The organism is Nocardioides secundeburneus (genome assembly GCF_039939255.1).
Taxonomy (GTDB): Bacteria; Actinomycetota; Actinomycetes; order Propionibacteriales; family Nocardioidaceae; genus Nocardioides.
In genome coordinates this window covers 340,016-354,136 of record NZ_JBDUUE010000007.1, presented here as the reverse complement: position 1 = coordinate 354,136, position 14,121 = coordinate 340,016, and the positions used below count along the sequence as shown (strand labels likewise).

Sequence of the window (14,121 nt, the reverse complement as noted above, 5' to 3'; positions counted from 1 at the left end):
ACGGGGGCCACAGAGTGTGACCTGTCTGGCTCAGGGCGTCGCCGCGTGCTGCCCGCGGGTGCGCGGCAGGCTCACCCGAACCGTCGTGCCCTCGCCGGGGGTGCTGTCGACGTCGATCGTGCCGGCGTGGGCGACGACGATCGAGCGGGCGACGCCGAGGCCGAGCCCGACGCCGGGGATGACCCGGTCGCGCGCCTCGCGCGTGCGGAAGAACGGGGTGAAGACCCGGTCGAGGTCGTCGGGGCCGATGCCGATGCCGGTGTCGGCCACCGACAGCACGACGTCGGGCCCGTGCTCGTGCAGCCCGAGGACGACGTTCCCGCCGTGCCCGGTGTACTTCACGGCATTGGTCAGCAGGTTGTCGAGCACTTGGCGGACCCGGACGGCGTCGACGTGGGCGACCACCGGGTGGTCGCCGACGTCGAGGTGGAGGTCGACGCCGCACAGGTGCGCCGCCGGGCGCTCGGCCTCCGCCACCTCGCGCGCCATGGCGGCGAGGTCGACGGGCGCCAGGGTGATCGTGGGTCCGTCGCGGCGCTGGTCGACGGAGGTGAGCAGGTCGGCGACGAGGTGGTGCAGCCGCGTGGTGCTGCGCTGCACGACGGCGAGGCTGGCCAGGACGTCGCCGGCGACGTCGTCGCGGTCGAGGAGCATCTCGACGTGGCCCACCACCGCCGTCAGCGGGGTGCGCAGCTCGTGGGACACCGTGGCCAGGAAGTCCTCGCGCGCCTGCATCGCCAGCATCAGGTCGGTGATGTCGCTGCACGACAGGGCGGCGCCGGCGAACGAGCCGTCGGCCGCGGTCACCGAGCGTGCCGAGACCGACAGCGCGCGGCGCACTGCCGGGTCGTCGCCGATCCAGACGATGACGTCGTCGAACTCCTCGCCCCGGGCGGCCCGGACCGTCGGCACGTCGTCGTGGTCGAGGGCGGTGGTGCCGTCGGCGGCGTAGGTCGTGCCGAGGCGACCGGGCAGCTGGTGGTCGCCGCCGGGCGAGGCGATCGCGACGAACTCGTGGTAGCGCTTGTTGCCGTCCTGGTAGCGGCCCTCGCTGTCGATGAGCAGGAGGGCGACGTCGGCGCTGTCGAGGATGGCCCGCGAGCGGCGGCGCTGCTTGTCGAGCAGGTCGACCGCCTCGGCCAGGCGCTGCTGCTGCACGCGGGCGTGGGTGACGTCGAGGATCTGGCCGATGAGGTAGCGCGGCCCGCCGGCGTCGGCGACCACCGCCACCGACAGGTCGCCCCACAGCACCGAGCCGTCGGAGCGGACGCACCGCTTGGTGATCCGGTAGCTGTCGCGCTCGCCGGCCAGGGTGGCGTCGTAGAGCATGAGGTGGCGGGCGAGGTCGTCAGGGTGCGTGAGCTCCTTGAAGTCGGAGCCGACCAGCTCGTCCTCGGTGCGGTCGAGCATCGCGCACAGGGCGCGGTTGGCCGAGAGGAGCACGCCGTCGGGGCTGACCAGCGTCATCCCGACCGGCGAGTGCTCGACCGTGAGGGCCCACAGACCCTCGGTTCCCGCTGGCAGCCTCATCGCAGCCTCATCGCAACCTCATCGCAACCTCGTCGCGCCTCGTCGCAGCCTCGTCGCCCGGCGTCCCCATGCGTGTCCGACCTCGGGTTACCGCATTGTCAGCGATCGGGGGCCTCGACGGAAGACCCGAGCGGGCTGTCCCGCACCCCGCGCGCGGCGGTGGGCCGGTGGCCCCTGGCCCGGTGATGTTCACCGGCGCGCCACGTGGGGCTGGTGGGGCCGTCGAGTTCGGTCATCACCCTCGGGGCATGAGGATCGCCCTGGTCACCGAGACCTTCTACCCCGCGGTCGACGGGACGACGACGACCCTCAAGGCCGTCGCCGACCGTCTCGTCGACCTCGGGCACACCGTGCGGATCATCGCGCCCGGTCCCGGCCTGACGACGTACCGGACGTCGACGGTGGTGCGCCTGCGCCCGCTCGAGCCGACCGGACCGCAGGTGCGCACGGCGCTCGAGCAGTTCTCCCCCGACCTCGTGCACGTCGCCTCCCCGGGCACCCTCGGCCGCAAGGCGCTCAAGCACACCCAGCGGATGGGCCTGCCGTCCCTCGTCGTCGAGCAGTCGGCAGTGCTCGACCAGAGCGCCGACTACTGGCGCTCGCGCGTGGCCGACCGGGCCGACCGGGTGCTCGTCACCTCCCCGTGGATGGTCGACCGGCTCGGCGAGTTCGGCGCCGACGTCGGTCTGTGGCGTCCCGGCGTGGACACCGCGGCGTTCACGCCGGCGCTGCGCGACCAGTGGCTGCACGACTCGTGGTCGCGAGCGCGCAGCGCCGCGGGCCCCCAGGTCGTCGTCGGCTACGTCGGCGGGCTGCACAAGCGCCACGGCGTCCGGCGGCTCGCCGAGCTCGCCGCGCTGCCGCACGTGCGTCCGGTGATCATCGGCGCCGGGGCCCAGCGCGACTGGCTCGAGTCGCGCCTGCCCGGCGCCCGGCTGACCGGGGCGCTCTCGACCGGCGACCTGACGATCGCCGTCCCGACCCTCGACGTGCTCGTGCACCCCGGTGAGCACGAGACGTGCTGCAGCGCGCTGCGCGAGGCCTCGGCCGCCGCCGTGCCCGTGGTCGCCCCCCGGGCCGGCGGCGCGCCGGACGTCGTCCGGCACCTGGAGTCGGGGCTGCTCTACGACCCGGCCGACCCGCGCGCGTTCCGTCGCGCGGTCGAGTCGGTCGTCGCCGACCGGCACCGCCGGCTCCTCGGCGCCCGCGGACGCGAGCTCGCCTCCGCCCGCACCTGGACCGACGCCGTCGACGAGCTCGTCGTCCACTACGACCTCCTGACGGGATCGACGGCGCGCCGGTAGTCCCCGCCGCCAGGACCAGTCGCGACTAAGGTCGTCCTAACCGGACCTAAGTCACATGTCTCTCGTCACATGGGACCCGGTACCGGTCGTAGAGTGATCTGTCGTGGCAACGACTACGGGACCAGCACTGGTCAGAGGATCGCGGTCGACGCGGTCGACGATCGCCCTGAAGCTGACGATGGCCGTGAGCGGCCTGCTCTTCATCGCGTTCGTCCTCGGGCACATGTACGGCAACCTCAAGGCGTTCTCGGGCGAGGAGTCGTTCAACGGCTACGCCGAGCACCTGCGCGAGCTGGGCGAGCCGCTGCTCCCCTACTCGGGGCTGCTGTGGATCATCCGGGTCGGGCTGATCGCGGCGCTCGTCGTCCACGTCGCCAGCGCCGTCGCGCTCACCCGCCGGGCCGGCAAGGCGCGCTCGACCGCCTACACGGTCAAGAAGAACCGCAACTCCTCGCTCTCCTCGCGCACGATGCGCTGGGGCGGCGCGACGATCCTGGTCTTCCTGGTCTGGCACCTGCTCAACTTCACGATCGTCAAGATCAACCCGAGCAACGGCGAGACCGGCAGCCACAACCCCTACCAGCTCATGGTCGAGACGTTCGACCTGTGGTGGATGACGATCATCTACCTGGTCGCGATGGCCGCTCTCGCGATGCACCTGCACCACGGCACCTGGAGCTCGCTGCAGACGCTCGGCCTCACCAGCACCCCGGCCGCCCGCGCGCGGGCCAAGGCCGCAGGCTGGATCCTCGCGGTCGTGATCGCCGGCGGCTTCTCGCTGGTGCCCCTGTCCGTCCTGCTCGGCATCATCGAGAAGTAAGGAGAGCCCCATGGCCGGCTCCACCCTCCACGACGGGACCTCGCCGCTCAACGGCCCGTCGACCCAGACCTCCGACGACGCCCACGGCTACTACACGCTCGGTGAGCCGCTCGTCGACCCGGTCGCCCCCGACGGTCCGATCGCCGACCGCTGGACGACGCGCCGCTTCGAGAACCGCCTCGTCAACCCGGCCAACCGCCGCAAGCTGACGGTGATCATCGTCGGCACCGGCCTGGCCGGCGGCGCGGCCGCCGCCACGCTCGGCGAGGCCGGCTACAACGTCAAGTCGTTCTGCTACCAGGACTCCCCGCGCCGCGCGCACTCGATCGCGGCCCAGGGCGGCATCAACGCGGCCAAGAACTACAAGGAGGACGGCGACTCGACGTTCCGTCTCTTCTACGACACCGTCAAGGGCGGCGACTACCGCTCGCGCGAGTCGAACGTCTACCGCCTCGCCGAGGTCTCGGCCAACATCATCGACCAGTGCGTCGCGCAGGGCGTGCCCTTCGCCCGCGACTACGGCGGCCTGCTCGACAACCGCTCGTTCGGCGGCGTCCAGGTCTCGCGCACGTTCTACGCCCGCGGCCAGACCGGCCAGCAGCTGCTGATCGGCGCCTACCAGGCGATGGAGCGCCAGGTGGCGGCCGGCACCGTCGAGCAGTTCACGCGCCACGAGATGCTCGAGCTGGTCATGGTCGACGGCAAGGCCCGCGGCATCATCGCCCGCGACCTGGTCTCGGGCGCGATCGAGACTCACCTGGCCGACGCCGTCGTCCTGGCCTCGGGCGGCTACGGCAACGTCTTCTTCCTCTCCACCAACGCCATGAACTCCAACGTGACCGCCGCGTGGCGTGCGCACCGCAAGGGCGCCTACATGGCCAACCCCTGCTACACGCAGATCCACCCCACCTGCATCCCGGTCTCGGGCGAGCACCAGTCGAAGCTCACGCTGATGTCGGAGTCGCTGCGCAACGACGGTCGCATCTGGGTGCCGAAGAAGGCCGAGGACTGCGACAAGGACCCCCGCGACATCCCCGAGGAGGACCGCGACTACTACCTCGAGCGGATCTACCCCTCCTTCGGCAACCTGGTGCCGCGCGACATCGCGTCCCGCCAGGCCAAGAACATGTGCGACGAGGGCCGCGGCGTCGGCCCGATGGTCGGCGACTTCCGGCGCGGCGTCTACCTCGACTTCGCCGATGCGATCAAGCGGTACGGCAAGGCCGGCGTCGAGGAGAAGTACGACAACCTCTTCGACATGTACGAGCGCATCACGGGCGAGAACCCCTACGAGGTCCCGATGCGCATCTACCCGGCCGTGCACTACGTCATGGGCGGGCTGTGGGTCGACTACCACCTGCAGTCGAACGTGCCCGGCCTGTTCGTCACGGGCGAGGCCAACTTCTCCGACCACGGCGCCAACCGTCTCGGCGCCTCGGCCCTGATGCAGGGCCTGGCCGACGGCTACTTCGTGCTGCCCAACACCATCCGTGAGTTCCTGGCCGACGGGCCGTTCCCGGCCATCGACGAGTCGCACCCCGAGGTCGTCGCGGCGCGCGAGTCGGTCGAGCAGCGGGTGCAGCGACTGCTCTCCATCGGCGGCACCCGCTCGGCCGACAGCTTCCACCGCGAGCTCGGCCACATCATGTGGGAGTACTGCGGCATGGAGCGCTCCGAGGACGGCCTGCGCAAGGCCATCGACATGATCCGCGAGCTCAAGGCCGCGTTCTGGTCCGACCTCAAGCTGCTCGGCACCGGCGACACCCTCAACCAGTCTCTCGAGCGGGCCGGTCGGGTCGCCGACTTCATCGAGCTCGGCGAGCTGATGTGCATCGACGCGCTCAACCGTCGCGAGTCGTGCGGCGGTCACTTCCGGGCCGAGTCGCAGACCGACGACGGCGAGGCGCTGCGCCACGACGAGGAGTTCTCCTACGTCGCGGCGTGGGAGTGGGGCGGCGACGAGGGCCAGCCGGTGCTGCACAAGGAAGACCTGATCTACACCGCCATCGAGATGAAGCAGCGGAGCTACAAGTAATGAAGATGACGCTCAAGATCTGGCGCCAGGCCGGTCCGGCCGAGGCCGGAGCCATGCACACCTACGAGCTCGACGGCGTCTCGGAGGACATGAGCTTCCTCGAGATGCTCGACGTCCTCAACGAGCAGCTGAACCAGAAGGGCGAGGAGCCGGTCGCGTTCGACTCCGACTGCCGTGAGGGCATCTGCGGCTCGTGCGACCTGATGATCGACGGCCAGGCGCACGGCCCCGAGGTCACCACGACCTGCCAGCTGCACATGCGCTCGTTCCGCGACGGCGACACGATCACGATCGAGCCGTGGCGGGCCGACCCGTTCCCGGTGCTCAAGGACCTCGTCGTCGACCGCTCGCCGTTCGACCGGATCATCCAGTCCGGCGGCTTCATCTCCGCCAACACCGGCTCGGCCCCCGAGGCCAACTCGGTGCCGGCTCCGCGCGACAAGGCCATGCGTGCCTTCAACGTGGCCACCTGCATCGGGTGCGGCGCGTGCGTCGCGGCGTGCCCCAACGGCTCGGCCTCGCTGTTCCTCGGTGCCAAGATCACCCACCTCGGTGAGCTGCCGCAGGGCCAGCCCGAGCGGTGGTCGCGCGTCACCGCGATGGTCGCCCAGCACGACCACGAGGGCTTCGGCGGCTGCACCAACATCGGCGAGTGCGCGAGCGCCTGCCCGAAGGAGATCCCGCTCGACGTGATCTCGCAGCTCAATAAGGACTACCGCACCGCGCTCAAGAACGGTCACTGAGCCCGGTCGCACCCTCGCCCGCCGCGTCGGCCATCCAGGCCGCGCGGCGGGCGAACGCGTCTCGGAGCTCGGCCGGCTCCTCCACCCGCATCGGCCACGGATGGTCCGAGAGCCGGAGGACCGTGGCGTCGAGGTTGCGGGTGGTCAACCGCACCCGGGTCTCGTCGGGCGCGACCTCCTCGGCGACGCCGACGTAGCGCGGGATCGCGGCCTCGACGTCGGCCACCGGCGCCCCGATCACGACGCTCACGGACCATTCCTGCCAGCTCGTCGCGAGCGAGGTCTCCACCACCTGCGCGACGTCGAGACCGGACGGCGCCCGGAAGGTCGCGTCGAGCAGCTCGACCTCGAAGATCCGGTCGAGCCGGAAGGTGCGCCGGGCGCGGCGCAGGTGGCACCAGCCGTGCAGGTACAGGTGCCCGCGCACGACGGCGAGGCCGTAGGGGTTGACGTCGCGCACCGTGGCCGAGCCCGTGCCGTGCCGCAACCGGCACATGCGCTCCCCCACCACCCCGGCCGCGAGCACGGCCAGCAGGCCGGGATCGGGCGCCGCGCCGCTCGCCAGCCGGTCGGCCCGCGACGGCGACGCGACGGCGTCGAGGACGTCGTCGACGCGCTCGGCGACCTCGCGGGGCAGCGCCCGGCGCAGCTTGCCGAGGGCGGCCCCGGTGGGCCCGTCGGCCAGGCGGAGGACCGAGAGGGTGAGCGTGAGCGCGACGGCCTCGTCGGTCGAGAGCATCAGCGGCGGCATCCGGAAGCCGGCCTCGAGGTGGTAGCCGCCGACGCGGCCCCGGCGCGCGGCGACCGGGATGCCGAGCTCCTGCAGCGTCGTCACGTAGCGCCGCACCGTGCGCTCGCCGACGCCGAGCTCGGCGGCCAGCTGGTCGGCCCGCAGTCCGGGGCGCTCCTGCACCCGCTCGAGCAGCGCGAGCACCCGGCCGGCCGGGCTCGGTCTATCGAGCGCCCATCCGGTCGGGAACTGTCCGCTCATGGTCGTAGCGTAGGACGCATGAGCAACCAGCAGACCGCACTCGTCGTCATCGACGTCCAGCAGGGCAACACCGCCGAGGCCTGGGATCGCGACGGCGTCGTCGGCCGGGTGCGCGGCCTCATCGACCGCGCCCGGGCCGACGACGTGCCCGTCGTGTGGATCCAGCACGAGGCCGGTCCGTTCGTGCCCGGGTCCGACCCATGGCAGATCCTCGAGGAGGTGCGCCCGGGTGACGGCGACACCGTGATCGGCAAGCAGTACCTCGACGCGTTCGTCGACACCGGGCTCAAGGCCCACCTCGACGGGCTCGGCGCCACCCGGCTCGTGCTGTGCGGCGCCGCCACCGACGCCTGCATCCGCAGCACCGCCGTCCGCTCGCAGATCGAAGGCTACGACGTCGTCCTGGTCGCCGACGGGCACACCACCGACGAGGGCCCGTGGCCGCTCCCGCTGCCCGACGGCACGACCGTGCCCGTCGGTGCCCGCGAGATGGTCGCCTACACCAACTTCACGGTCGCCGACACCGAGTACCCCGGCGTGACCACCGAGGTGGTGCCGGCGGCCGACGTCACCTGGTGACGGGCTCGTCGACGGGCGCGTCCCTGGTCGCCTTCCAGGCCTGCCACCCGAGCCGGCCGAGCACGACGGCGATGGCGACGTTGACGACGATCAGCACCGTGTGGGCCACCCAGTAGCCGGTGGGTCGCTGCTCGCCGTCCTGCGCGGCCTCGACCAGGTTCTTGGCGAAGTTGCCGAACGTGACGACGTTCCACACCGCCACGCCGACCAGCAGGACGGCGTGCTTGCGCTCGAACCTCATGGTGGATCAGTCCTTCCGGGAGAACAGGCGACGCAGCCCGCTCGGTCGTTCTCGGGCCCGTTGCTCCTCGGCGAGGGCGGTGAGCTGCGACAGGTCGGGGGTGGCCGGACCCTGCACGGGGTCGGACGGCCGGGCCTGGCGCTCCGCGATGGCCTCGGGCGACATGAACGCGAACGAGGCGGCGTAGAGCACCAGCCGGGAGAAGTAGTTGATCCAGACCAGCAGGATCAACGCGATGCCGAAGGCCTGGAAGGCCGGCTGGCCCTTGGTCGAGCCGAGCAGCACGCCGGAGAGCTGCTTGAGGATCTCGAAGCCGACGGCCCCCAGCACCGCGCCCTGCCACAGCGAGCGCTGCGGGACCTCCGGCTCGGCGAGCAGCTTGAACAACGCGAAGAACAGCACGGCGTTGGCCGCTAGGCCGAGCAGGATCGCGAGGAGCTTGACCAGCCACGACAGCTCGGAGCCCAGGCCCACGAGGTCGAGGACGTCGGCGGAGAACCCGGAGACGAACCCGGCCACGGCGACCGCGACCACCAGGACGAACCCGACCACCAGCAGGGCCGACAGGTCACGCAGCTTGCCCTTGACGAAGGAGGGCTGCTCGCGGGGTGGGGTCTCGAAGGCGGTGACCAGTGCGTCGCGCAGCGCCGAGACCCACCCGAGACCGGCGTAGAGCACGCCGAGCACACCGATGACGCCGGCGAGGCCGGAGAACGACTGCACGTCGCTGAGCGAGATCTGCCCGTCGCCGTTGCCGATGATGCCGGGCAGCACCGAGTCGATGGCGGTGGTGACGTTGTCCTCGGCGTCGGGGTAGACGCTCGAGATGAGGCCCGCGGCGAAGAAGGCGAGCGCGAGGATGGGGAAGAACGACAAGAAGGCGAAGTAGGTGACCGCGCCGGCCTGCTGCCCGCCCCTGACCTTGCCGTAGTGCTCGTTCATCAGCAGCACGCGGTCGAGCGCGGGGCGCTCCGCGCGGGCCTCGGCGAGTCGTTCCTTGAGCGATGCCATGAGCACGTCCGTCCTAGGTGGTGGCGGCCTGCAGTGCGAAGTCGCAGGAGGCACGCCACCCGAGGTCGGCGTCGTGCACGTAGAGGTGGAAGTTGGCCACGGTGAAGCGGCACTCGAAGTCGGCGAGCTCGGTGAAGGCCTGGTCGAGGCGGTCGTCGGTGAGGTGGTGGGCCACGGTCACGTGCGGGTGGTACGGGAAGTCGAGCGGCACGTCGAGCGGCCCGCGGCGCACGACGTCGGCCAGCTGCTCGCACTGCGAGATGCCCTCGACCAGGCTCACGAACACCACCGGCGAGACGGGCCGGAAGGTGCCGGTGCCGCGCAGGTGCACCTCGAACGGGCCGACCCGGTCGGCCGCGGCCTCGAGGTGCTTCTCGATCACCCCGAGGTCGTCGTCGACGTCGGTGGGCGGCACGAGCGTGATGTGCGTCGGGATGGTGAGCGCCATCGTGTCGCCGACCGCGGTGCGGTAGTCCTGGAGCTGCGTGGCCCAGGGCTCCGGGATCGCGACGGCCACTCCGATCGTCGGCATTCTCCGACCCTATCGAGTGGTCGGGGCGACGAAGCCCACCCGCTGGTAGACGTCGCGCAGCGTCGCCTCGGCCACCTCACGGGCCTGGTCGGCCCCCTGGCGCAGGACGTCGGTGAGGTGGGCCTGGTCGTCGAGCAGCTCGAGGGTCTTGTCGCGGAACGGCGTCACGAACGACACGACGGCGTCGGCGAGGTCGCCCTTGAGGACGCCGTACTGCTGGCCGGCGTACTGCTGCTCGAGGTCGGCGACGCCGGTGCCGGTGAGCGCGGAGAAGATGGTGAGCAGGTTGCTCACGCCCGGCTTGGCCTCGGGGTCGAAGCGGATCTCGGTCTCGGAGTCGGTGACGGCGGAGCGGATCTTCTTCGCGCTCACCGACGGCTGGTCGAGCATCTCGATGATGCCGGCCGGCGACGACGCCGACTTCGACATCTTCGAGGTCGGGTCCTGGAGGTCGGCGATCTTCGCGGTCGCCTTGAGGATGTAGGGCTCCGGCAGCCGGAACGTCTTCTTGTAGCGGTGGTTGAACCGCTGGGCGAGGTCGCGGGTCAGCTCGAGGTGCTGGCGCTGGTCCTCCCCCACCGGCACGTAGTGCGGCCGGTAGAGCAGGATGTCGGCCGCCTGCAGGATCGGGTAGGTGAAGAGACCGACGGACGCCGCCCCCTCGCCCCCCTTGGCCGACTTGTCCTTGAACTGGGTCATCCGGCGCGCCTCGCCGAAGCCGGTGAGGCACTGCAGCACCCAGGAGAGCTGGGCGTGGGCCGGCACGTGGCTCTGCACGAACACGGCGGAGCGGGCCGGGTCGATGCCCATCGCCAGCAGCTGCGCGGCCGCACGCAACGTGCGCTCGCGCAGCACCTTCGGGTCCTGCTCGACGGTGATCGCGTGCTGGTCGACCACCATGTAGAACGGCTGGTGGTCGCGCTGCAGGTCGACCCACTGGCGCAGGGCACCGAGGTAGTTGCCGAGGTGGAACGAGTCGGCGGTCGGCTGGATGCCGGAGAGCACGCGCGGGCGCGCCCCGCCGGAGGCCATGGACGGCACGCTGACCTCGGGCTCGGTCGTCGCAGACATGGGCGCCATTGTTGCCGATGCCCTCCCCGGCGGCTCGGGCAGGATGCGCCACCATGGGTCCCGTGCCCGCCCAGCTGACCTTCCCGCAGTACCTCGCCGCGATCCACGAGGCGATGCAGCACCTCGCCCGCGATGCGGCGCGCGCCGGGCTCGACGTCCCCGTGCCGCCGTGCCCCGACTGGACCGTGCGCCGCCTGATCGGCCACCAGGGCGCCGTCCACCGCTGGGCGACCGGCTCGTTCGACGGCCTCGACCTCGAGTGGACGCCGATCGAGAAGGCCGGCCGCAGCAGCGACGACCCGGTCGAGTGGCTGCGCGACGGCGCCATCGCGCTGGTCAAGCGGCTCGTCGAGGCACCCGACGACGCCCCGGCCCCGACGTTCCTGCACGACGCCCCCACGCCGCGGCTGTTCTGGGCGCGCCGGCAGTGCCACGAGACGACCGTCCACGCCGTCGACGTGCTGGCCGCGGCCCTCGGGCGCCTCCCCCGGGCCGAGGAGACCTGGATCGGCCACGACGTCGCCCTCGACGGCGTCGACGAGCTGCTGCTCGGCTTCGTGCCGCGCTCGCGCTCGCCGTTGCGCTCGCCCACCCCGGTCACGCTCGTCGTCCGCCCCACCGACGCCGATGTCGCCTACACGGTGCAGGTCACCGACCAACCGCCGGTGGTGGCACGACACGACGGCGGCGACGGCGACCTGGTCGTCGAGGGCACCGCCGTCCAGCTCTACCTGTGGCTGTGGCACCGCACCGACGAGCTCGACGCCGTCGACCCGGCCGCCACCGAGCTGTGGCGCGGCATGGTCGTCACCTGACCTCCCCCGACCCGTCCTCCCCGACCCCCGATACCGGGGTGCGGCGAGCGTCGCCGGGGTGACAGGGTCGCCGCATGGAGCCACCAGTCCTGACCGACGGCATCGTCACCCTGCGTGCGCTCGGCGACCAGGACGTCGCCGGGGTGCTCGAGCAGTGCCTCGACCCGCAGTCGATCCGCTGGACCCAGGTGCCGGTGCCCTTCGGTCTGGGCGACGCGATCGAGTTCGTGCACGAGATCGCGCCCGGCGCCTGGGCCGACGGGTCGCAGTGGATCCTGGCCGTCGAGGGCCCCGACGGCTACGTCGGCAACGTCGCGCTGCGCGACGAACGGCACGGTCGCGCCGAGATCGCCTACGGCGCCCACCCGGCGGCGCGCGGGCGCGGCCTCATGGAGGCCGGCCTGCGGCTGCTGCTCGAGTGGGGCTTCGCCACGCAGGGCATCGAGACCGTCGTCTGGCGCGCCGACGTCGGCAACTGGGCCTCGCGCAAGCTCGCCTGGCGGCTCGGGTTCCACCTCGACGGCGTGCTGCGCGGCTCGCAGTTCTCCCGCGGACGCCTCGTCGACGCCTGGGTCGGCACGCTCCTCGCCGGCGACGAGCGGACGCCGTCCGGGCGCTGGCTGTCGGCGCCGGAGCTGACCGGCGAGGAGCCCGATCACGAGGTGCGTCTGCGTGCCCTGCGCGACGACGACGTGCCGCGCATCGTCGAGGCCTGCTCCGACGAGCGCACCCGGCGCTGGCTCGGGCGCACCCCCTCGCCCTACGGGCCCGGGGAGGCCCGGGCGTTCCTCGAGCGCATCACCGGCGACCAGGCCAGCGGCAGCGGCACGGCCTGGGCGGTCACGGCCCGCGACGACGACCGGCTGGTCGCCTCGTTCGAGGTGTTCGACGTCTCCGCCCACGCGTGCGAGATCGGCTACTGGACCCACCCCGACGCCCGCGGTCGCGGGGTCATGACGACGGCCGCTCGACTGGCGACGTCGTACGCCTTCGACGAGCTCGGCGTGCGCCGGGTGCTGGCCCACACCGCGGTCGACAACACGGCGTCGCGCCACGTGCTCGAGGCCGCCGGGTTCCGCGACGCGGGCGTCGTCCGGCTCGGGACGACGACCCGCACCGGCCGCGCCGACGCGGCGGTCTACGACGTGCTGGTCGAGGAGTGGCGGTCGTCGCGCCGCTGAAGCGCGGCCGAGACGAGCACGACGACGAGGCCGGCCAGCGAGAGCGCCAGCCCGACGAGGGCGGGGGCGCGGTAGCCGTGGCCGGCGGCGATGACCAGGCCGCCGAGCCAGGCGCCGAGGGCGTTGGCGATGTTGAGGCTGGCGTGGTTCATCGCGGCGCCGAGCGTCTGGGCGTCGCCGGCGACGTCCATGAGCCGCAGCTGGAGGTTGACGACGAGCACCGAGCCGAGCGCGGTGATCGCGAAGGCGACCGGCAGCAGGCCCCAGCCGGTCGGGGCGAGCAGCCAGAAGAGCACCAGCGCGACGCCCATCCCGGCGCTGCCGAGGACGAGGGCGTGGAAGATCGAGCGATCGGCCAGCTCGCCGGCCACCGCGGTGCCGGCGACCATGCCGAGGCCGAAGACCAGCAGGAACACCGGCACGGCGCCGTCGCCGAGGCCGCCGACCTCGGTGACCGTGGGCGCGATGTAGGAGAACACCGCGAACATGCCGCCGAAGCCGATCGCGCCGACGAGCAGGGTGAGCCAGACCTGCGGCTTGGCGAAGGCGGCCAGCTCGCGTCGTCCGGTGGCCTCGGCGTTGCCGGGGACCGACGGCACGAAGGCCAGCACGAGCACGACCGTGACCAGGGAGAGCAGGGCCACCGCCCAGTACGCCGAGCGCCAGCCGAGGTGCTGGCCGAGCCATGTGGCCGCCGGGACGCCGATGACGTTGGCCACCGAGAGCCCGAGCATGACCGAGGCGACCGCGCGACCCTTGCGCCCCTCGGGCGCCAGGCTCGCCGCCACCAGCGAGGCGATGCCGAAGTAGGCGCCGTGCGGGAGACCGTCGAGGAAGCGGGCCGCAACCAGCCACCCGAAGCTCGTGGAGAGCGCACTGAGCGCGTTGAACAGCGCGAAGACGGCCATCAGCCCGACCAGCAGCGCCCGTCGCGGCCAGCGGGCACCGACGTAGGCGATCAACGGAGCGCCGACCACGACGCCGACGGCGTAGGCCGAGATCACGTGGCCCGTGCTCGGGATGGAGGCGTCGACACCGGCCGCGATCTCGCGGATCAGGCCCATCGTCACGAACTCGGTCGTGCCGATGGCGAACCCGCCCGTCGCGAGGGCAAAGATCGCGAGGGCGTAGCGGGTCACGCGGGGCGGCGTGGTGACGCTGCGGTCGGCGGTGGTGGTCATCGCTGCTTCCGGTCGGGGGCGAACCCAGTCTCCAACCGGACGCGAGCCTCGGCCTATTCCTGGTCGGTGTGATCCCGGGCGCTCCGC

The 14,121-nt window shown here is 72.1% G+C and carries 14 protein-coding genes; 7 read left to right on the top strand and 7 right to left on the bottom strand.

Annotated features, from left to right (window positions below; all coding sequences use genetic code 11):
* Positions 1-30: 30 nt before the first annotated feature.
* Positions 31-1,530, bottom strand: a complete 1,500-nt coding sequence (locus ABFT23_RS20330; RefSeq protein WP_347898525.1) for a sensor histidine kinase — start codon at positions 1,528-1,530, stop codon at positions 31-33.
* Positions 1,531-1,778: 248 nt separating this feature from the next.
* Between ABFT23_RS20330 and ABFT23_RS20325 the strand changes: the two genes are divergently transcribed.
* From ABFT23_RS20325 to ABFT23_RS20310, 4 genes are all read left to right on the top strand, one after another.
* On the top strand, positions 1,779-2,834 hold the full coding sequence (locus ABFT23_RS20325) for a glycosyltransferase (RefSeq protein ID WP_347898523.1): 1,056 nt from the start codon (positions 1,779-1,781) through the stop codon (positions 2,832-2,834).
* A 178-nt stretch (positions 2,835-3,012) separates the two neighbouring features.
* Positions 3,013-3,654, top strand: a complete 642-nt coding sequence (locus tag ABFT23_RS20320) for a succinate dehydrogenase cytochrome b subunit (protein ID WP_457623823.1) — start codon at positions 3,013-3,015, stop codon at positions 3,652-3,654.
* Positions 3,655-3,664: 10 nt separating this feature from the next.
* Positions 3,665-5,689, top strand: a complete 2,025-nt coding sequence (locus ABFT23_RS20315; RefSeq protein WP_347898519.1) for a fumarate reductase/succinate dehydrogenase flavoprotein subunit — start codon at positions 3,665-3,667, stop codon at positions 5,687-5,689.
* Positions 5,689-6,432 carry a succinate dehydrogenase/fumarate reductase iron-sulfur subunit gene (locus tag ABFT23_RS20310; RefSeq protein ID WP_347898517.1) on the top strand — a complete coding sequence of 248 codons (744 nt, stop codon included), beginning with the start codon at positions 5,689-5,691 and terminating at the stop codon, positions 6,430-6,432. The genes ABFT23_RS20315 and ABFT23_RS20310 overlap by 1 nt, the downstream gene beginning before the upstream one ends.
* On the opposite strand, the gene ABFT23_RS20305 is transcribed toward ABFT23_RS20310, so the two are convergent.
* Positions 6,416-7,423, bottom strand: a complete 1,008-nt coding sequence (locus tag ABFT23_RS20305; RefSeq protein ID WP_347898515.1) for a helix-turn-helix transcriptional regulator — start codon at positions 7,421-7,423, stop codon at positions 6,416-6,418. The genes ABFT23_RS20310 and ABFT23_RS20305 overlap by 17 nt on opposite strands.
* Before the next feature lie 18 nt (positions 7,424-7,441).
* On the opposite strand from ABFT23_RS20305, the gene ABFT23_RS20300 reads away from it, so the two are divergent.
* On the top strand, positions 7,442-8,002 hold the full coding sequence (locus ABFT23_RS20300) for an isochorismatase family protein (RefSeq protein ID WP_347898513.1): 561 nt from the start codon (positions 7,442-7,444) through the stop codon (positions 8,000-8,002).
* On the opposite strand, the gene ABFT23_RS20295 is transcribed toward ABFT23_RS20300, so the two are convergent.
* From ABFT23_RS20295 to trpS, 4 genes are read right to left on the bottom strand one after another with little or no spacing between them, the layout of a single operon-like run.
* The gene (locus ABFT23_RS20295) at positions 7,992-8,243 is read right to left on the bottom strand and encodes an SCO4848 family membrane protein (RefSeq protein ID WP_347898512.1); all 252 of its coding nucleotides are present in this window, start codon (positions 8,241-8,243) and stop codon (positions 7,992-7,994) included. The two genes, ABFT23_RS20300 and ABFT23_RS20295, sit on opposite strands and share 11 nt — an antisense overlap.
* Positions 8,244-8,249: 6 nt before the next feature.
* A complete protein-coding gene (locus ABFT23_RS20290) occupies positions 8,250-9,254 on the bottom strand; it encodes a YihY/virulence factor BrkB family protein (RefSeq protein WP_347898510.1) in 1,005 nt (334 codons plus the stop codon).
* Positions 9,255-9,267: 13 nt separating this feature from the next.
* Positions 9,268-9,786: a 2'-5' RNA ligase family protein gene (locus tag ABFT23_RS20285; protein WP_347898508.1), complete on the bottom strand. Its 519-nt coding sequence runs from the start codon at positions 9,784-9,786 to the stop codon at positions 9,268-9,270.
* A gap of 9 nt (positions 9,787-9,795) precedes the next feature.
* Positions 9,796-10,857, bottom strand: coding sequence for a tryptophan--tRNA ligase (gene trpS, locus ABFT23_RS20280; protein WP_347898506.1), 1,062 nt, complete (start codon positions 10,855-10,857; stop codon positions 9,796-9,798).
* A gap of 53 nt (positions 10,858-10,910) precedes the next feature.
* Between trpS and ABFT23_RS20275 the strand changes: the two genes are divergently transcribed.
* A complete protein-coding gene (locus ABFT23_RS20275) occupies positions 10,911-11,672 on the top strand; it encodes a maleylpyruvate isomerase family mycothiol-dependent enzyme (RefSeq protein WP_347898504.1) in 762 nt (253 codons plus the stop codon).
* A gap of 74 nt (positions 11,673-11,746) precedes the next feature.
* Positions 11,747-12,853: a GNAT family N-acetyltransferase gene (locus ABFT23_RS20270; RefSeq protein ID WP_347898503.1), complete on the top strand. Its 1,107-nt coding sequence runs from the start codon at positions 11,747-11,749 to the stop codon at positions 12,851-12,853.
* On the opposite strand, the gene ABFT23_RS20265 is transcribed toward ABFT23_RS20270, so the two are convergent.
* Positions 12,811-14,034 (bottom strand): MFS transporter, encoded by a 1,224-nt coding sequence (locus ABFT23_RS20265; RefSeq protein WP_347898501.1) that lies wholly within the window; start codon positions 14,032-14,034, stop codon positions 12,811-12,813. The two genes, ABFT23_RS20270 and ABFT23_RS20265, sit on opposite strands and share 43 nt — an antisense overlap.
* Positions 14,035-14,121: the final 87 nt, after the last annotated feature.